The following is a 15,601-nucleotide window of genomic DNA, read 5'->3' on the forward strand; positions in this document are numbered from 1 at the left end:
CAGCAACTTGCCCTCTCCCCCCCGCCCTCTCCCTGATGGGAGAGGGGGCTATCCGTGCCGGCTGATACCGAAGTTTTCTCCTGCACCGAACGGTCCCCTCTCCCTTCAGGGAGAGGGTTAGGGAGAGGGGCCGCGCTTCCCCAAGGCTTTCAAACCCTCGTATCCTGGCCGCCTTGCCTTCAATAAGACCCGGCCATGTTCGACACCCTCCCCCAGCACCTCGAACTGATTGTCCTCACCTTCCTCCTCGCCGGCCTGGTGAAGGGCGTGGTGGGGCTCGGCCTGCCCACGGTCGCCGTCGGGCTGCTCGGGCTGGTGATGCCGCCGATGCAGGCTGCCGCGATCCTCGTCGTTCCCTCCACCGTCACCAACGTCTGGCAGCTTGCCGCCGGGCCGCGCTTCCTCGGTCTGCTCAAACGCCTTTGGGGCATGCTCGTCGGCATCGTCGTCGGCACCTTGCTGGTAGGCTGGCTGCTGGCGGGGCGCAACTGGCCGGCGGCTACGCCGCTGCTGGGCGTGGCGCTGATCCTCTATGCGCTGCTGGGGCTCTCGAACAAGCGCTTCCGCGTGGCGCCACGGCATGAGCGCTGGCTGTCGCCGCTGATCGGCGTGATCACTGGCGGCGTCACCGCCGTGACCGGCGTCTTCGTGATTCCCGCGGTGCCTTTCCTGCAGGCGCTGGGACTGGAGAAGGACGACCTGGTACAGGCGCTGGGACTGTCCTTCACCGTCTCGACCCTGGCCCTGGCGATCACCCTCAGCCAGCACGGCTCGCTGCTGCAGGCCGATGTCCTCGGCCTGTCGCTGCTGGCCCTGCTGCCGGCGCTGGCGGGGATGTATCTGGGCACCTGGCTGCGCTCACGGATCAGCCCGCTGGCGTTCCGCCGCTGCTTCTTCGGTGGATTGCTGTTGCTCGGCGCGGACCTGGCCATCCGCGGCCTCTAAACCTCACGCCATGGCACTGCCGCTGTAGGGCGCATAACGCCTATGGCGTTATCGGCCATTCCGGCGGATAACCCGTGCCGGGTTATCCGCCCTACGTGAGATGCTGAACAACGCCGAGATTGCGCCCCGAAGGGTAGTCGCTCACTTCTCGTCCAGGTGCCGAATCAGGAAGTCCCGGCTCGATTCGACGATGGTCTTCTGCACCTTCACCGTCGCGACCATCCGCGCCAGCACCAGCGCACCGACGCACTGCGCCAGCAATGCCCAGGCGTCCTCCGGCGACCCGAGTGCCTCGGCCCAGGCCTGCTGCAACTCCACCAGGGCATCCTCGGCGCTCTGCCGCACGGATTCGTCGGCACGGGCGATTTCCGCCCCCAGCGCTGGAATCGCGCAACCGGCGCTGGCGTCCTGTACGTGGCTGACACTCAGGTAGCGCTTCAGCCCTCGCTCCAGGCGCGCCCGGTCGAGCACCTTGCCCTTGGCGGCCAGGCGCTCGACGCTCTGCTGCAATTCGCGTTCGACGATGGCGGCGAACAGTTCGTCCTTCGAGCCGAAGTGGTTGTAGAACGCCCCGCCGGACAATCCCACCGCCTTCATCAGACCGTCCACGCCTGAGGTGGCAAAGCCGCCCTGCTTGGCGAGCGCGCCGCTGCTGTCGAGCAGGCGCTGGCGGGTTTCTTCCTTGTGGGTGGCTGAGTAGCGCATGGAGCGCCTCCGTCGAAGCGGTTGACGATGCGTCGAATGTTAACATAACGTTCGTTTACCTAACGACCGTTTACCCATTTTGCGCAACCCAGAGGAAACGAGAATGTCGAACAAGAAAGTCGTCCTGGTCATCGGCGCCGGCGATGCCACCGGCGGCGCCATCGCCCGCCGCTTCGCCCGTGAGGGCTACGTCGCCTGCGTCACCCGGCGCTCCGCGGACAAGCTGCAGCCGCTGGTGGACCAGATTCGTGCCGAAGGCGGTGAGGCCCACGGCTTCGCCTCCGATGCGCGCCAGGAAGAGGCGGTGATCGAGCTGGTGGAAACCGTCGAACGCGACATCGGCCCCATCGAAGCCTTCGTCTTCAACATCGGCGCCAACGTACCTTGCAGCATCCTTGAGGAGACCGCGCGCAAGTACTTCAAGATCTGGGAGATGGCCTGCTTCTCCGGCTTCCTCACCGGCCGCGAAGTGGCCAAGCGCATGGTCAAGCGCCAGCGCGGCACGATCCTGTTCACCGGCGCCACCGCCGGCCTGCGTGGCGCCTCGGGCTTCGCTGCCTTCGCCGGCGCCAAGCACGGCATCCGCGCCCTGGCCCAGAGCATGGCCCGCGAGCTGGGACCGATGGGCCTGCACGTCGCCCACGTGGTGGTGGACGGTGCCATCGACACCGAATTCATCCGCGAGAACTTCCCGCAGAAATACGCGCAGAAGGACCAGGACGGCATCCTCGACCCCGAGCATATCGCCGACAGCTACTGGTACCTGCACAGCCAGCCGCGGGACGCGTGGACCTTCGAGCTGGACCTGCGCCCCTGGATCGAGCGCTGGTAATCCACTTATAACGACAACAAGAAGAGAGCCACTCATGAGCAAATCCGTCGAGTTCTACTTCGACTTCGGCAGCCCGACCTCCTACCTGGCCTATACGCAGTTGCCGAAGATCTGCGCCGAGACCGGCGCCGCGCTGGTCTATCGCCCGGTCCTGCTGGGCGGCGTGTTCCAGGCCACCGGCAATGCGTCGCCCATCGCCGTGCCGGCCAAGGGGCGCTACACGCTGATCGACATGACCCGCTTCGCCCGCCGCTACGGCGTGCCGATGAAGATGAACCCGCATTTCCCGATCAACACCCTCACGCTGATGCGCGCAGCCACCGGCGTGCAGTTGCGCCAGCCGGAGCGCTTCGAGGCGCTGCTGGCCTGCGTGTTCAAAGGCATGTGGGTGGACGCGCTGAACCTGGGCGATCCGGCGGTGCTCGGCCCGCGACTGGCCGAGGCGGGCTTCGACCCGCAGGCGCTGCTGGCGCTGACCGCCGAGCAGGACGTGAAGGACGCGCTGAAGGCCAACACCGAGGCGGCGATCAAACGCGGGATGTTCGGCGCGCCGACCTTCTTCGTCGGGGACGAGATGTTCTTCGGCCAGGATCGTCTGGACTTCGTCCGCGAGGCGCTGGCGTAAGTCGGTTCGCGCGCAGGAGCCGAGCGTCCCCTCTCGCAGAGTCGCCGACGAGCACCAACGTAGGATGGCGTGGAGCGCAGCGATACCCATCGATTCCATGCACCAACCGCATGGGTATCGCTGCGCTCCCCACATCCTACAAAGCACCGTCGACAATCCCCGGCGTAAAGCGCTTACAGGGCCAGAACCGCCGACCGCCGCAGGCCGAAAAACTCCAGTTCAGCGAGCAGCAGGACCACCAGCGCCTGACCGATGACGAAGGCGTAACCCAGGGCAGTCGGCTGTACGTAGCCGGTCACCAGCAGGGCGACGCTTTCCACCACCCAAAGCGCGTTCAAGGCAATCACCGCCCAGACACCGGTGCGCGACAGCGCCAGTTGCTGGCTCATCCAGTAGAGCACCAGCGCCAGCGGTAACAGCACGATGCCTGCCACCAGCAGCAGGACGAAGGGCAAGCCGAACAGTTCGCCCAGCGGTTGCGCGGCCAGCGCCATCAGCAGGCCCATGGCGCCACCGGCGATAGCATCGACTTTCAGGGTCAGGCGAAGCAGCGGGGAGGATTGCAGCAGAGTCATGGCGAAGCTCCTTCAAGGGGCGCCACCGGTTGGCGGCGTGTGGCTGAAGAATCCGCCCGGGACGTAGGTGCGTCGATTACCTGCCAGGTAATGGCCGTTACGGGGCGCCCCGTCTATTGTTCGATGCCATGACCCGCACCGCCACGAACGGCCCAGCTATGAATAGCCCAGCCCAGAAAAACCCGGCCCAACCCGTCGGCGCCCTGCTCCGCCAATGGCGCCAGCGCCGCCGACTCAGCCAGCTCGATCTCGCCTGCGACGCGGAGATTTCCACGCGCCACCTGAGTTTCGTCGAAACCGGACGCGCCCTGCCCAGCCGCGAAATGCTCCTGCATCTGGCCGAACAGCTGGACATCCCGCTGCGCGAACGCAACCGCCTGCTCAGCGCCGCCGGCTATGCCCCGGTGTATTCGGAAAAGGGCCTCGACGACCCCGCGCTGACCGTCGCCCGTCAGGCCATCAACCAGTTGCTCAAGGCCCACGAGCCGAACCCAGCGATGGTGGTGGACCGCCACTGGAACCTGCTGGCCTCCAACCGTACGGTGGATATTTTCCTGATCGGCGTCGACCCGGAGCTGCTGCAGCCGCCGATCAACGTATTGCGCATGAGCCTGCACCCCAAGGGGTTGGCGCCGCGAATCCTCAATCTGGGGCCGTGGAAGGCGCATGTGGTGGAGCGACTGCAGCGCGACTTCGAGGCCAGCGGCGATCCCGCGCTGGCGGCGTTGCGCGACGAGGTGGCGGCGTACCCGGCACCGCCCTACGACGAGGCGGCCAACGGCGACATGGTGCTGATCCCGGTGCAATTGCAGACCGAACTGGGCGTGTGCAGCCTGATCGGCACCATCACGGTGTTCGGCACACCGGTGGACGTGACGCTGTCGGAACTGGCCCTGGAAACCTTCTTCCCGGCCGACCCCGACAGCGCGCGAATCCTGCGCCAGCTCAGCGGTACGGACTGAAGCGAATCAGGCGGTCGCCTTCTTCTCGCGGATGCAGGTGGGGCCGGCGCGCTCTTCCACGGCATGGCGGACTTCATCGCGCAGGCCGAGCAGGAACGCGGCTTCGGCGGCCACGAACAGCGGACCGACGATCAGCCCGGTGAGGTCATCGACGAACGCCGGTTTGCGCCCTTCGTACCAGTGGCCGACGAACTGGATGATCCAGCCCACCACGAACAGGCCGATGCCCCAGGTGAGCCAGTAGGCAGTCGTGCCGGCAGCCAGCGCCGCGCCGATCCACAGCGACAGCGCCAGCAACGCGGTCATCAGCAGGCCGAAGCGCAGGTCCAGGCGCAGGTAGAACACCACCGAAGCCAGCGCCAGCAGCGTGGCGGGCGAGACCAGCAGGCCGGCCAGCTCGAAGCCGGGGCGCGACAGCAGGGTGGCGATGGCCAGCACGATCATCGGGATGCCGATGAAGTGGCTGACGATGTTCCGCCGGTCACGGTGGTAGGCGGCATATTGGGCAAGGTGATCGACCAGAGTTTTCATTGTTGTTCTCCCGCAAGGTACTGGCATGATGGCGATGTGTGCCCTGCCACTCTGTCAGCTAGCCGACATTGCCCATGACCGACGCCAAGCCTTACCTCTCCTGCCTGCAAGAAGGCCGCTGGTTCCAGACCCTTCCGGACGGTCTGCGCCAGGCCTTGCGCGACGCCGCCGTGGTGCGGCGCCTGCCCGCCGGCCAGCGCCTGTTCGCCCGTGGCGACGCGCCGTGTGGCCTGTATTGCGTGGTGGAAGGCGCAATGCGCGTCAGCGTGGTTGGGGAAAGTGGCAAGGAAGCATTGCTGGCGCTGGTGGAGGCGCCCAACTGGTTCGGCGAGATCTGCCTGTTCGACGGCCAGCCGCGCACCCACGACGCTTACGCCGAGGGTGCCACCGTCCTTCTCCAGGTTCCCCTCGCGCCGCTGCAAGCGCTGCTGACGCAGCACCCGGAATACTGGCGCGACTTCGCCCTGCTGATGAGCCACAAGCTGCGTATCACCTTCGCCGTCCTGGAGGAGCTGTCACTGCTGCCGGCCGCGCCTCGTCTGGCCCGGCGCCTGCTGATGATCGCCGAGGGCTACGGCGAGTCGGCCACCGCCAAGCGCGAACTGCACCTGCCCCAGGAACAGCTCGCGGCCATGCTGTCGCTGTCGCGGCAGACCACCAACCAGATCCTCAAGGACCTGGAAGCCCAGGGCATCGTGCGCCTGAGCTATGGCGGCATCGAGATTCTGGACGGCGAGCGCCTGCGCCAGGCCGCCCACGCCTGATCCGAACCGGCACTCTCCAGAACAGCAGCCTCTAGAACAAAAGCCAGGCGACTCTCGACAAGCTTCGATGGTCGCGCACGCTACCGCCCCGCTCTAATGCCCCCCGCCGCCGCGCTGGCGCCGAAAAGCCCGCGCCAGAGCGGCATCCAAATCCTCCGCAAGACAGCAAGGCGGCCGCTGCTTCCCACCGGCCGCAAGGGAATCCTATGCGCCTTTCGAAACTCCTCTGCGCTCTCGCGCTGACCGCTCCGGCACTGGTGATGGCCGACGACCGCGGCCTCTACGTCGGCGGCGGCGTCACTCGCCTCGAGATCGACGACCGCTCCTTCGACGACCAGGACGACAGCTACAAGCTCTACGCCGGCTACCGTCTGAACAACTACCTGTCCTTCGAAGGCGCAGTGGTCGATTTCGGCGAGATGAGCGACGACCGCAGGCACTTCGACGGTCAGTCCGTACAAGCCAACGTCCACCTGGGCTTCCCCATCGGCCAGCGCATCCGCCTGTACGGCATCGCCGGCGTGCACGCCTGGCATGCCGACGATGACGTCGCCGGCAAGTCCGACGACCTCGACCCGCTCTACGGCTTCGGCGGCGAAGTGGACGTACTGGGCGGCCTGGGCCTGCGCCTGGAACAGGAATACCTGGACGTCGGCGACATCGACCTCGACCAGACCACTCTCTCCGCCTACTGGCGCTTCTGACACGCGCACGGCTACCCCTCAAGCCCGGCGGAAGGTCCGGCTCTCTCCCCAGAGCAGTCCTCCCCCTCCTGACCTTCCGCCGGCACCTTCTCCCGCACCAGGCATCGCCTGCGCAAATCACTCTTTCGGACGGTTGCAGCGCCCGCTTTCGCGGCTAGCCTAGGGGTAGCTGCGTTTCTGGCGCCAAAAAGACACACACCCGGCGAATCGCGCGGCACACAATAACAATAAGGACGCCTCCGCCATGTTCGATGTCGTTCGTGGGTTCATGCTGTGCTGTTTCGGACTCTTCGCCCTCGCCGCCCAGGCCAACCTCCCCAGCGAGGAACTGCAGTTGCAGACTCTCCAGGTCTACACCTGCCGCTCGATCAACAGCCTGTTGCTGCTGCGCGGCGAAGGTTTCCAGGAAACCCATGCCGCCCAGCTGGAGAAGGACCTGGCCACGCTGGACGGTGCCGTCAAGGCCTACGCCAAGGCCGATGACGCGCTGCGCAAGGCCCACACCGAGTTCGTTACGCAGATTCGCAATGGCGTTTCCTACGGCCCCAAGGAAGAAGACCTGCCCTGGCGCTACAACCAGGACCTGAGCCGATCACTGCGCGAGTTGCTCAACCAGATCGAGCGCTTCGTTCCGGCCACCGCCGATACCAACCAGATTCCGTTGTGGGAATTGCCGGTGCGCGTCGAATACCTGGCCACCCAGTACCTGGGCCGCGCCTACATCAGCGGCCTGGAACTGGCCCGCGAACAGCCGCAGGAATACCTCGGCCAGGACGAAAGCGTGCTGGTGCCGTTGCTGACCCAGCGCATCGACCAGTTGCCCGACAGCGACGCCACCAAGAAGCTGCGCACCCGCTGGGAGTACCTGAGCAAGGCGCTGCTGGACATGAACAGCAAGAGCAACAGCGGTGTCAGTGCCTCGGGCCGGCCCTGGGCGCCGATCATCGTCGATCGCAACGCCCGCGCCGTCTCCGGCCAGCTCATGCTGATGAGCCAGCAGTAACGCCTCAGGCCGGGATGGACTCCGATTCCGGTTCAGGCTCAGGTTCCGGCGCCTGCACCGGCACCATTGCCTGGGCCGGGCGCTCCAGCTCATCGCGGTCCATCAATGCGGCACGGCCCGTCAGCAACGCATCCGGAGCGCGGGCGATCTTCGGGTTCTTGTCCGGGTAATCCAGGCTGTGCAGGAAGTGCCGCAGGCAGTTGAGTCGCGCGCGCTTCTTGTCGTCGGACTTGACCACCACCCAAGGCGCATCGGCGGTGTCGGTGTGGAAGAACATCGCTTCCTTGGCCTGGGTGTAGTCGTCCCAACGGTCCAGCGACTGGATGTCGATGGGCGACAGCTTCCAGTGCTTGAGCGGGTCGTCGCGGCGCGAAACGAAGCGGCGCAGCTGCTCTTCGCGGCTCACCGAGAACCAGAACTTGAACAGGTGGATGCCGTTGCGCACCAGCATGCGCTCCAGCTCCGGCGTCTGCTGCATGAACTCCAGGTACTGGCGCGGCGAGCAGAAGCCCATCACGCGCTCGACCCCGGCGCGGTTGTACCAGGAGCGGTCGAAGAAGACGATCTCGCCGGCCGTGGGCAGGTGCTGTATGTAGCGCTGGAAGTACCACTGGCCGCGCTCGGCGTCGCTGGGCTTCTCCAGCGCCACCACGCGGGCGCCACGCGGGTTGAGGTGCTCGGTGAAGCGCTTGATGGTGCCGCCCTTGCCGGCGGCATCACGACCCTCGAACAGCAGAACGATGCGCTGGCCAGTCTCCTTCACCCAGTTCTGCACCTTCAGCAACTCGATCTGCAGCTCGGCCTTGGCCTTCTCGTATTCCCTGCGCTGCAGGCGCTTGCGGTAGGGATAGCTGGCTGGCAGCTGGGCGGAGCTGGAGTCCTCGTTGCTGCCGCGCGGGGCCATGGCGACAGTCAGTGCGACCGGGCCCTGGCTCTGCGCCTGGATCTGCGCGCCGCCCTCGGAAGGCGCTTCGGGCGGCGACGCGATGGCGGGCTTGTTGGCTTCGGATTGCGGCATGGTCTCCTCCTGTGAGACGTGGGGACGGCCTTCCACTGTGCAACCCGCGCGGCGAGCCTTTCTTGACCCGCATCAACCCCGTCTAGAGCCAGCCTTTGTACTTGAACCAGTAGTAGGGAATGATCGCCGAGATCACCATCGCCACCAGCGCCATGGGGTAGCCCGCCAGCCACTGCAGCTCCGGCATGTGGGCGAAGTTCATGCCGTACACCGTGCCCACCAGGGTCGGTGGCAGGAACAGCACGGCGGCGATGGAAAACACCTTGATGATGCTGTTCTGCTCGATGTTGATCAGCCCCAGCGTGGCGTCCAGCAGGAAGGTGATCTCCCCGGCCATCTTCGTCTGGTACTCGCTGAGCGAGCGCACATCGCGCTCCACCGACTTCATGCCCAGCTTCACCTCGTCGCTGATCCAGCCGTTGCTGCCCTGGCGGAAGTAGGACAGCGGCCGGCTGATGCTCAGCAGGCTCTCGTTGAGCTTGGACAGCAGCGAGTTCTTGCGCCCCAGCTGCTTGACCACTTCCTGAAGGTCGGCCTTCTCGTTGGACGGGCCCTCGCGGAAGATACTGGTGCCCAGGCTATCGAGCTGCTTCTGCACGTTCTCCAGCACGTCGGCGATGCGGTCCACCACGCTGTCCATCAGGGTGACGAACAACTGGTCGCTGCGTCCCTCGCAGCCGCCGCGCTGGGTCCGCGTCTCGAAAGTGCGGAAGGCCAGCAGGTCGGTGTAGCGCACCGTCACCAGCCAATGCGGAGTCAGCACGCAGGTGACTTCCGAAGTACTCGGCTTGTGCTCGCGGATGCCACCCACCACGGTGGTGGTCATGTAGAGCGCACCCTTGCTCTCGTAGAAGCGCGAGGAGTCCTCGATCTCCGCCATTTCCTCCTGGGTTGGCACGTCGACCTCGATGATCGACTCCAGCAACTTTTCCTCCTCGGCCGTGGGCCGGAACAGGTCGATCCATAGCGTGTCCTTGGGCATGCCATGGCACTCGCTGCCGTTGTGGCGCACCAGGCGGTCGCCGACCAGGGTGTAATAGGTGATCATGTCGCCCGACGATCCTTTACAGCCAGAAGTTGCCCCGCAGGTTGGCCAACTTCCCGGCGCTTCACAAGCCCATCGGAGAACACTGTGATGAGCGAACACGACGACAGCGAAGAGTCCTTTGCCGAAGACACCCTGGTCCAGGCCATCGAGAACCAGATCGAAAGCGAGAGCCCGGCGGCCGCCCGCGCGGTATTCAACAAGCTGACCCTGGTCGGCTACGAGCGCGAGGACGCCCTGCACCTGATGGCCCTGGTGCTCGCCCACGAGATCGAGGCAATGCTGGCCGAAGACCGCCCGTTCAACGGCGAATGGTACGAACAGGCCCTGCGCGCACTGCCGACACTGCCCGACGGCACTGTTGCCGAATGAGACAGCGGCATAACAGCGCTTGCCGAACCGGTCGGACTTGAGACTACACTGAAGCCTCATTGACCATCGGGAGTTAGAAGAATGGCTTTCACCAAAGAAATGGTTGAAGAACTTGATCTGCTGGCGCTGTATGACCTGGAGAACAGCCAGGCGGGCTTGAAAGTCCATCATGACGCCTCTGCCGAGGCCGTGGCCGCTGCCGGCCGACTCCACGCCAAGGGTCTGATCGACAAGGAGGACGGCGGCTATCTCACCGGCCTCGGACTCGACGCCGCCGAGCACGCCCAGGTCCTGCTCGGCATCCTGCGCGGCTGACCTCAAGTTCCCCTGCGAGCGGGCGATAACCTGGCACACTTCCAAGCGCCGCATTCGGTAATGCGGCGCCGCTGGCCAGGCAGCAGTACGCCATGACGCTCTCCCCCGAAATCCGCCCGGACATCGACGACGGTATTGACCGAAAGGTGCTGGCGCAATTGCGTCAGCGCTTCCTGAAGGTCAATGCCGCGCGCCTGCATCGGGCCAGCGAAGCGCTTTCTACGCGCCAGCAACTGGTCCTCAAGCTGTTGCCGCTGCTGCTGGACGTGAACCACCCACTGCTGCCCGGCTACGTCTCGGCCAGCACGCCCGCCGGACTGTCGAACTTCGTCCCTGACGACGAGATCCTCGCCGAGGCCCAGCGCCTGACCCGCTCCTTCAGCTACAAGACCCGTCGCGGCAATCCGCCGCTGCCGATCCACGGGCTGTTCCTGATGGGCAGCCTGGGCACCGTCGCCCAGGCCGAGCAGAGCGACCTGGACCTGTGGGTCTGCCATGCGTCTGACCTCAGCGAACGCGAGCTGGCGGAGCTGCGCCGCAAGTGCGAACTGCTCGAACAATGGGCCGCCACCCAGGGCGCCGAGGTGCACTGTTTCCTCGTCGACCCGCAGCACTACACCCAGGGCGCCCGCGAAGCCCGGCTGACCTCGGACGACTGCGGCACCAGCCAGCACTACCTGCTGCTGGACGAGTTCTACCGCACCGCCATCTGGCTCGGTGGCCGCACGCCACTGTGGTGGCTGGTGCCGGTCTACGAAGAAAATCGCTACGCCGAATACTGCCAGACCCTGCTGAGCAAGCGCTTCATCCGCGCCGAGGACGTCCTCGACCTCGGCCACCTGGCACGCATCCCACCGGGCGAGTTCATCGGCGCCGGCATGTGGCAGCTGTTCAAGGGTATCGAGTCGCCCTACAAGTCGGTGCTCAAGCTGCTGCTCACCGAGGTCTACGCCAGCGAACACCCGCAGGTCTCCTGCCTGAGCCTGCGCTACAAGCAGGCGATCTACGCCGGACGCCTGGACGTGGAGGAACTGGACCCCTACGTCATGCTCTACCGCCGCCTGGAGGAATACCTCAAGGAACGCGGCGAAACCGAGCGCCTGGAACTGATCCGCCGCTGCCTCTACCTGAAGGTCGGCAAGAAGCTCAGCCGCCCGCCACGCCTGGGCCACAAGAGCTGGCAGCGCAAGGTAATGGAGCGCGTTTCCGCCCCCTGGAAGTGGGACAGCCGTGCCTTCGCCCAGCTCGACAGCCGCAGCCAGTGGAAGGTGCGCCAGGTGTTGCTGGAGCGCCGCGCGCTGGTCAACGAACTGACCCACAGCTACCGCTTCCTCTCGCAATTCGCCCGCCTGCAGCACGCCGCCAGCGGCATCAATCCACGCGACATGGGCATCCTCGGTCGGCGCCTGTACGCCGCCTTCGAGCGCAAGGCCGGCAAGGTCGAGTTCATCAACCCGGGCATCGCCCCGGACATGGCCGAGGACATCCTTACCCTCGCCCAGCTGCCAGGCGGCGAAGCGGGCAAACCACCGTTCTGGGCGCTGTACAGCGGCAACCTGTCACTGCAGGAGATGGCCGACTTCGCCCCGCTGCGCCGCGCCCGCGACCTCATGGAGCTGCTCGCCTGGAGCCACCGCAATGGCGTGATCGACGCCACCACGCGCCTGTCTCTGCAACCGGGCGCCAGCGACCTCAGCGAATTTGAACTGCAGAACCTGCTGGGCTGCCTGCAGCAAGCCATTGCGCTGCCGCTGAACGAGGTGCCGGAAAGCGCCCTGCTGCGTAACGCGGTGCCTTCGCAGGTGCTGCTGCTGGTGAACGTCGGCGTCGATCCGCTGCGCCAGCACAGCCAGATGAACGTGCACATGACCACCGAGCGCACCGACTCGCTGGGCTACTCCGGTGTGCGCGACAACCTGGTGCTGACGCTCGATCAGATCACCCTCAACAGCTGGAACGAGCTGCTGGTCAGCCGTTACTCCGGGCCACACGCGCTGCTCGACTGCCTGCGCGAATTCCTCAACACGCTGCCCACCGACGCCCCGCCACCGCGCCTGCTGGTTCGCTGTTTCTGCCGCAACCGCGCCACGGCCATCGCCCAGCGCGTAGAAGACCTGTTCCGCGACGCCCACGCGCAGCTCGCCAGCGGCAAGGGCGGGCGCTACCTGCTGCAGGTGCGCCAGCACTTCCACCTGCTGCACCTGATACCGGGGAGCGTCAGCCATCGGGTGATCGAAGGGCTGCCGGCACTGGTCGATCACCTGGGCGACACCCAGGACGAGAGCGGCTTCCTGCAGCTGGACCGGCACGCGCTGGAGGGCGACGACCTCGCCATGATCCTGCCGCTGGGCCGGGCCAACACTGTGCAGGTGTTCTACCGCCTGGACGAAGGCAGTGCGGAAATCACCATTCTCGACGAGCGCAACGCCCTCTGGCGGCGCCGCCAGGAATACGACACCGAGGAAGGCCTGCTGCTGCCACTGCAACGTTTTTTGCAATCGGTGCAGTATCGCCGCAACGCAGTGATCTCGCTGCTGGAAGCGCAGGGGCCGGTGGGCGCCGACATTCTCTTCTACGAGGTAGTGACCAACGGTCACCAGCGGGCACAACGCATCGAACGGCGCAACGCACCGCAGCCGCTGGAGGCATTGCCGTTCTACAACGTGCAGGCGATCGTCGAACCGGGCGAGGGCCAGCGCGCACGCACCACGCTGTTCTGCAACCACCGCGAGTTCTCGGAGCTGGAGTTCGGCAACGAGCTGTTCCAGGCCGTGGCCCGGCACATCCTCGACCGCCGGCGCGGACAGGAGCGCTACCCCTGCTACATCACCGACCTGGACCTGTCGGCCATGCGCGAAGGCGGGGGATTACAGACGGTGCACTTCCTGCGCTACAAGCAGAGCCTGGAGCAGGCTCTGAACCGGGCGCTGGCCGAAGCCTGAAGCGCCCGGGGAGAGACGTTCCCGGCAGGGGAACTCAGCGATCGAAGTCGCCGGCCGCTTCGGGCTGGTATTCCACTTCCAGCAGGGTCAGCTTCAGCGTCTTGCCGCTGGGCGCGGGCCAGTCGATGGTCTGCCCGGTGGTCAAGCCCAGCAGCGCGGTGCCCACTGGGGCGAGGATCGAGACCTTGCCCTCGCCCTTCACGTCAGCCGGATAGACCAGGGTCAGGTGGTACTCCTTGCCGCTACCCTCTTCGCGGCAACGCACGGTGGAGTTCATCGTGACCACGCCCGGCGGAATCTCGTCGTGGCCGACCACCGTGGCGCGGGCCAGCTCGGCCTCCAGCGCCTCGGCCGCGGGGCCGTACTCATCCAGGCTGTCGAGCATGCGCTCCAGACGTTGCAGGTCGAGTCGAGTAACGGTGATGGGTGTCGTGGTCATGATGGTTGGCAGTCTCCTTACAGGAGAGCCCCGGACGCTCGCGCGTTCGGGGCCCTGGGTGTTCTGGCAGTAAAGACGTTCGGCAGGCGAACGCGCAGTGAAATCCGAAAAAAGAAAAACCCCGCCCAAGGCGGGGTTTTCCCGGACACTAACACAGCACAGAAAATAAGCAATACCGACCGGTCACCACTTCGGAGAGGGGTTGTTTCGGCGCTTTTCGCAGTCCGCCAGGATCGCCCGGCGCCGCTCGCCGTCGGCCTCGTTCCATTCCAGGATTTCGCTCAGCGTGCGCCCGCAACCGACGCAGATATCCGCGTCGTCCAGGCAGCAGCGCCGACAGCAGGGCGAGGCGACGCTCACCTGCGGTTCAGATGCCGGGGAAGTCGACATCCTCACCGGCCTGTTCCAGGGTCGCGCGGTTGAGCAGCGCGCCCAGCGGCTCGCGGGTGCTGTCGCTGATCCACAGCGAGCCGGATTCGTCGTAGTCGAAATGGAAGCCGCCCGAGCGCGCCGCCACCCAAAGCTGGCGCAGTGCCGGCTGGCGGCTGAGGATCAGCTGGGTGCCGTTCTCGAAGCGCACGGTCAGCACGCCGCTGGAGTTCTCCAGGTCCACGTCCAGGTCGCTGTCGTCGAAGGCGTCCTCCACCGTTACCTGTACGGCGTCCACCAGGTCATGGAAGCGGGCTTCGCTCAAAGTGCTCATGCATCGTCCTCGGGATCAGTCAAAGGCACCAGTTTACGCCGGTATTCGCCCAGACTCTGCCCCGTCCAGCGCCGGAATGCGCGGGCGAGCGAGCCGGCCTCGCTGAAGCCCAGCAGGTAGGCGATGTCGGCGCTGTCCAGCGCCGGGTCGCGCAGGTAGTGCAGCACCAGTTGCTGGCGGGTTTCGTCGACCAGCTGGCTGAACGACAGGCCGGTATCGCGCAGGCGCCGCTGGAGGGTGCGCGGGCTCAGCGCCAGCGTCTGCGACAGGCGTTCCAGGTCCGCGCCCTGCTCCGGCAACTGGCGCGCCAACTCCAGGCGCGCGCGGTCGAGCACGCTGTCACCCTTGTTGATCTCCACCAGCAGGCGTTCGGCGTAGGCATCCAGGGTGCGCTGCACCTGGGCGTCGGCCTGACCCAGGGGCAGCGCCAGCAGTCGCCTGGGGAAGACCAGGGCGTTGTCCGGCTGATCGAACAGCACCGGGCAACGGAAGATACGTTCATGCTCACCGATATCGGCGGGGGCACTGTGGCTGAAGCGCACCTCGTATGGCGCCTCGTCGACGCCGCTGACCCAGTGGCCAAAGCTGACCCAGCCGGCCAGCGTCTCCTCGCTCATCTGCCGCTGCTGCTGTGGCAGCAGCGGCTCCCAGCTGTGTTTCACCAGCGGCTCGCAGCCCGCGCGCGGAGGCTCGTCAGCCAGTTCGACACGGCCCAGGTTGCCCACCAGCGAGGCGTAGCGCGCCTGCCGATGCAGGGCGTCGGAAAGCGTCGCGCAACTCATGATCAGGTAGCCGAGCACACCGTAGTAACCGGGGCGCACGGCCTCGCCCAGGTGCAGGCCGAGATTTTCATCGCCGCTCAGGCGCACGCCGGCACCCACCAGTTCCAGATAAGCGCTGGCGGCGATGCGCTGGTCGCGCTGGGCAAGGATCGAGGGCTCCAGGTGCACCGTCGCCAGCAACTGCGCCGGGTCCACGCCCTGGCGCTGCAGATGTTCCACGAGGCCCTGCAGGTAGGCCACCGACACCGAACTGGGCAGGGGATCGCGATAGTCCATGGGGCATTCCGTTTTTTGCCCGCCATCATAGGGCCACTGGCCCTTCCGGCGCGAGCCGCAAGC

General features: G+C 66.0%; 19 protein-coding genes. 10 read left to right on the top strand and 9 right to left on the bottom strand.

Annotated elements, in window-relative coordinates; genetic code table 11:
• Positions 1-195 precede the first annotated feature (195 nt).
• Entirely contained in the window at positions 196-945 is a 750-nt protein-coding gene (locus ACKI1H_RS03380; protein ID WP_138526604.1) for a sulfite exporter TauE/SafE family protein, read from the top strand.
• Between the two features lie 141 nt (positions 946-1,086).
• On the opposite strand, the gene ACKI1H_RS03385 is transcribed toward ACKI1H_RS03380, so the two are convergent.
• Positions 1,087-1,650 carry a TetR/AcrR family transcriptional regulator gene (locus tag ACKI1H_RS03385; RefSeq protein ID WP_440467660.1) on the bottom strand — a complete coding sequence of 188 codons (564 nt, stop codon included), beginning with the start codon at positions 1,648-1,650 and terminating at the stop codon, positions 1,087-1,089.
• 103 nt (positions 1,651-1,753) lie between these two features.
• On the opposite strand from ACKI1H_RS03385, the gene ACKI1H_RS03390 reads away from it, so the two are divergent.
• Both ACKI1H_RS03390 and ACKI1H_RS03395 read left to right on the top strand, forming a co-directional pair.
• The gene (locus ACKI1H_RS03390; RefSeq protein WP_440467661.1) at positions 1,754-2,482 is read left to right on the top strand and encodes an SDR family oxidoreductase; all 729 of its coding nucleotides are present in this window, start codon (positions 1,754-1,756) and stop codon (positions 2,480-2,482) included.
• Positions 2,483-2,516: 34 nt separating this feature from the next.
• Positions 2,517-3,107 carry a 2-hydroxychromene-2-carboxylate isomerase gene (locus ACKI1H_RS03395; RefSeq protein WP_440467662.1) on the top strand — a complete coding sequence of 197 codons (591 nt, stop codon included), beginning with the start codon at positions 2,517-2,519 and terminating at the stop codon, positions 3,105-3,107.
• A gap of 173 nt (positions 3,108-3,280) precedes the next feature.
• Here the strand turns inward: ACKI1H_RS03395 and ACKI1H_RS03400 are convergent, their stop codons facing one another.
• Complete coding sequence (locus ACKI1H_RS03400) at positions 3,281-3,682, bottom strand: hypothetical protein (RefSeq protein WP_316865853.1); 402 nt, start codon at positions 3,680-3,682, stop codon at positions 3,281-3,283.
• Between the two features lie 158 nt (positions 3,683-3,840).
• Between ACKI1H_RS03400 and ACKI1H_RS03405 the strand changes: the two genes are divergently transcribed.
• Positions 3,841-4,644, top strand: coding sequence for an MmyB family transcriptional regulator (locus ACKI1H_RS03405; protein WP_440467663.1), 804 nt, complete (start codon positions 3,841-3,843; stop codon positions 4,642-4,644).
• A gap of 6 nt (positions 4,645-4,650) precedes the next feature.
• Here ACKI1H_RS03405 and ACKI1H_RS03410 read toward each other — a convergent pair whose 3' ends face one another.
• Entirely contained in the window at positions 4,651-5,175 is a 525-nt protein-coding gene (locus tag ACKI1H_RS03410) for an Mpo1 family 2-hydroxy fatty acid dioxygenase (RefSeq protein WP_138526598.1), read from the bottom strand.
• Positions 5,176-5,249: 74 nt separating this feature from the next.
• On the opposite strand from ACKI1H_RS03410, the gene ACKI1H_RS03415 reads away from it, so the two are divergent.
• The 3 genes from ACKI1H_RS03415 to ACKI1H_RS03425 all read left to right on the top strand — a co-directional run bounded on the left by ACKI1H_RS03415 (position 5,250) and on the right by ACKI1H_RS03425 (position 7,646).
• Entirely contained in the window at positions 5,250-5,939 is a 690-nt protein-coding gene (locus tag ACKI1H_RS03415) for a Crp/Fnr family transcriptional regulator (protein ID WP_440467664.1), read from the top strand.
• Positions 5,940-6,145: 206 nt separating this feature from the next.
• Entirely contained in the window at positions 6,146-6,643 is a 498-nt protein-coding gene (locus ACKI1H_RS03420; protein ID WP_138526596.1) for an outer membrane beta-barrel protein, read from the top strand.
• 244 nt (positions 6,644-6,887) lie between these two features.
• Positions 6,888-7,646: a hypothetical protein gene (locus tag ACKI1H_RS03425; RefSeq protein WP_138526595.1), complete on the top strand. Its 759-nt coding sequence runs from the start codon at positions 6,888-6,890 to the stop codon at positions 7,644-7,646.
• A gap of 4 nt (positions 7,647-7,650) precedes the next feature.
• On the opposite strand, the gene ppk2 is transcribed toward ACKI1H_RS03425, so the two are convergent.
• Together ppk2 and ACKI1H_RS03435 are read right to left on the bottom strand one after the other, a co-directional pair.
• Complete coding sequence (gene ppk2, locus ACKI1H_RS03430) at positions 7,651-8,550, bottom strand: polyphosphate kinase 2 (protein WP_440468817.1); 900 nt, start codon at positions 8,548-8,550, stop codon at positions 7,651-7,653.
• Positions 8,551-8,746: 196 nt separating this feature from the next.
• A complete protein-coding gene (locus ACKI1H_RS03435) occupies positions 8,747-9,712 on the bottom strand; it encodes a magnesium transporter CorA family protein (protein ID WP_440467665.1) in 966 nt (321 codons plus the stop codon).
• An 87-nt stretch (positions 9,713-9,799) separates the two neighbouring features.
• Between ACKI1H_RS03435 and ACKI1H_RS03440 the strand changes: the two genes are divergently transcribed.
• The 3 genes from ACKI1H_RS03440 to ACKI1H_RS03450 all read left to right on the top strand — a co-directional run bounded on the left by ACKI1H_RS03440 (position 9,800) and on the right by ACKI1H_RS03450 (position 13,338).
• On the top strand, positions 9,800-10,081 hold the full coding sequence (locus ACKI1H_RS03440) for a hypothetical protein (protein WP_138526592.1): 282 nt from the start codon (positions 9,800-9,802) through the stop codon (positions 10,079-10,081).
• 81 nt (positions 10,082-10,162) lie between these two features.
• Positions 10,163-10,396 carry a TIGR02647 family protein gene (locus ACKI1H_RS03445; protein ID WP_138526591.1) on the top strand — a complete coding sequence of 78 codons (234 nt, stop codon included), beginning with the start codon at positions 10,163-10,165 and terminating at the stop codon, positions 10,394-10,396.
• A gap of 92 nt (positions 10,397-10,488) precedes the next feature.
• Entirely contained in the window at positions 10,489-13,338 is a 2,850-nt protein-coding gene (locus ACKI1H_RS03450) for a class I adenylate cyclase (RefSeq protein ID WP_440467666.1), read from the top strand.
• A 34-nt stretch (positions 13,339-13,372) separates the two neighbouring features.
• Here ACKI1H_RS03450 and rnk read toward each other — a convergent pair whose 3' ends face one another.
• From rnk to ACKI1H_RS03470, 4 genes are all read right to left on the bottom strand, one after another.
• Positions 13,373-13,777 (bottom strand): nucleoside diphosphate kinase regulator, encoded by a 405-nt coding sequence (gene rnk, locus ACKI1H_RS03455; RefSeq protein ID WP_138526589.1) that lies wholly within the window; start codon positions 13,775-13,777, stop codon positions 13,373-13,375.
• A 183-nt stretch (positions 13,778-13,960) separates the two neighbouring features.
• A complete protein-coding gene (locus ACKI1H_RS03460) occupies positions 13,961-14,167 on the bottom strand; it encodes a DUF1289 domain-containing protein (RefSeq protein ID WP_440467667.1) in 207 nt (68 codons plus the stop codon).
• The gene (gene cyaY / locus ACKI1H_RS03465; protein WP_015479506.1) at positions 14,145-14,480 is read right to left on the bottom strand and encodes an iron donor protein CyaY; all 336 of its coding nucleotides are present in this window, start codon (positions 14,478-14,480) and stop codon (positions 14,145-14,147) included. The genes ACKI1H_RS03460 and cyaY overlap by 23 nt, the downstream gene beginning before the upstream one ends.
• Positions 14,477-15,538: an AraC family transcriptional regulator gene (locus tag ACKI1H_RS03470; protein ID WP_440467668.1), complete on the bottom strand. Its 1,062-nt coding sequence runs from the start codon at positions 15,536-15,538 to the stop codon at positions 14,477-14,479. Before ACKI1H_RS03470 ends, cyaY begins: the two co-directional genes overlap by 4 nt.
• Positions 15,539-15,601 lie beyond the last annotated feature (63 nt).

Origin of the sequence: Pseudomonas sp. YH-1 (assembly GCF_051990045.1) — a bacterium.
GTDB lineage: Bacteria > Pseudomonadota > Gammaproteobacteria > Pseudomonadales > Pseudomonadaceae > Pseudomonas > Pseudomonas nicosulfuronedens.

Coding starts and splice junctions, on each gene's coding strand:
- ACKI1H_RS03380 (WP_138526604.1), top strand. CDS start 196: ATGTTCGACACCCTCCCCCAGCACCTCGAACTGATTGTCCTCACCTTC.
- ACKI1H_RS03385 (WP_440467660.1), bottom strand. CDS start 1,650: ATGCGCTACTCAGCCACCCACAAGGAAGAAACCCGCCAGCGCCTGCTC.
- ACKI1H_RS03390 (WP_440467661.1), top strand. CDS start 1,754: ATGTCGAACAAGAAAGTCGTCCTGGTCATCGGCGCCGGCGATGCCACC.
- ACKI1H_RS03395 (WP_440467662.1), top strand. CDS start 2,517: ATGAGCAAATCCGTCGAGTTCTACTTCGACTTCGGCAGCCCGACCTCC.
- ACKI1H_RS03400 (WP_316865853.1), bottom strand. CDS start 3,682: ATGACTCTGCTGCAATCCTCCCCGCTGCTTCGCCTGACCCTGAAAGTC.
- ACKI1H_RS03405 (WP_440467663.1), top strand. CDS start 3,841: ATGAATAGCCCAGCCCAGAAAAACCCGGCCCAACCCGTCGGCGCCCTG.
- ACKI1H_RS03410 (WP_138526598.1), bottom strand. CDS start 5,175: ATGAAAACTCTGGTCGATCACCTTGCCCAATATGCCGCCTACCACCGT.
- ACKI1H_RS03415 (WP_440467664.1), top strand. CDS start 5,250: ATGACCGACGCCAAGCCTTACCTCTCCTGCCTGCAAGAAGGCCGCTGG.
- ACKI1H_RS03420 (WP_138526596.1), top strand. CDS start 6,146: ATGCGCCTTTCGAAACTCCTCTGCGCTCTCGCGCTGACCGCTCCGGCA.
- ACKI1H_RS03425 (WP_138526595.1), top strand. CDS start 6,888: ATGTTCGATGTCGTTCGTGGGTTCATGCTGTGCTGTTTCGGACTCTTC.
- ppk2 (WP_440468817.1), bottom strand. CDS start 8,550: ATGGCCCCGCGCGGCAGCAACGAGGACTCCAGCTCCGCCCAGCTGCCA.
- ACKI1H_RS03435 (WP_440467665.1), bottom strand. CDS start 9,712: ATGATCACCTATTACACCCTGGTCGGCGACCGCCTGGTGCGCCACAAC.
- ACKI1H_RS03440 (WP_138526592.1), top strand. CDS start 9,800: ATGAGCGAACACGACGACAGCGAAGAGTCCTTTGCCGAAGACACCCTG.
- ACKI1H_RS03445 (WP_138526591.1), top strand. CDS start 10,163: ATGGCTTTCACCAAAGAAATGGTTGAAGAACTTGATCTGCTGGCGCTG.
- ACKI1H_RS03450 (WP_440467666.1), top strand. CDS start 10,489: ATGACGCTCTCCCCCGAAATCCGCCCGGACATCGACGACGGTATTGAC.
- rnk (WP_138526589.1), bottom strand. CDS start 13,777: ATGACCACGACACCCATCACCGTTACTCGACTCGACCTGCAACGTCTG.
- ACKI1H_RS03460 (WP_440467667.1), bottom strand. CDS start 14,167: ATGTCGACTTCCCCGGCATCTGAACCGCAGGTGAGCGTCGCCTCGCCC.
- cyaY (WP_015479506.1), bottom strand. CDS start 14,480: ATGAGCACTTTGAGCGAAGCCCGCTTCCATGACCTGGTGGACGCCGTA.
- ACKI1H_RS03470 (WP_440467668.1), bottom strand. CDS start 15,538: ATGGACTATCGCGATCCCCTGCCCAGTTCGGTGTCGGTGGCCTACCTG.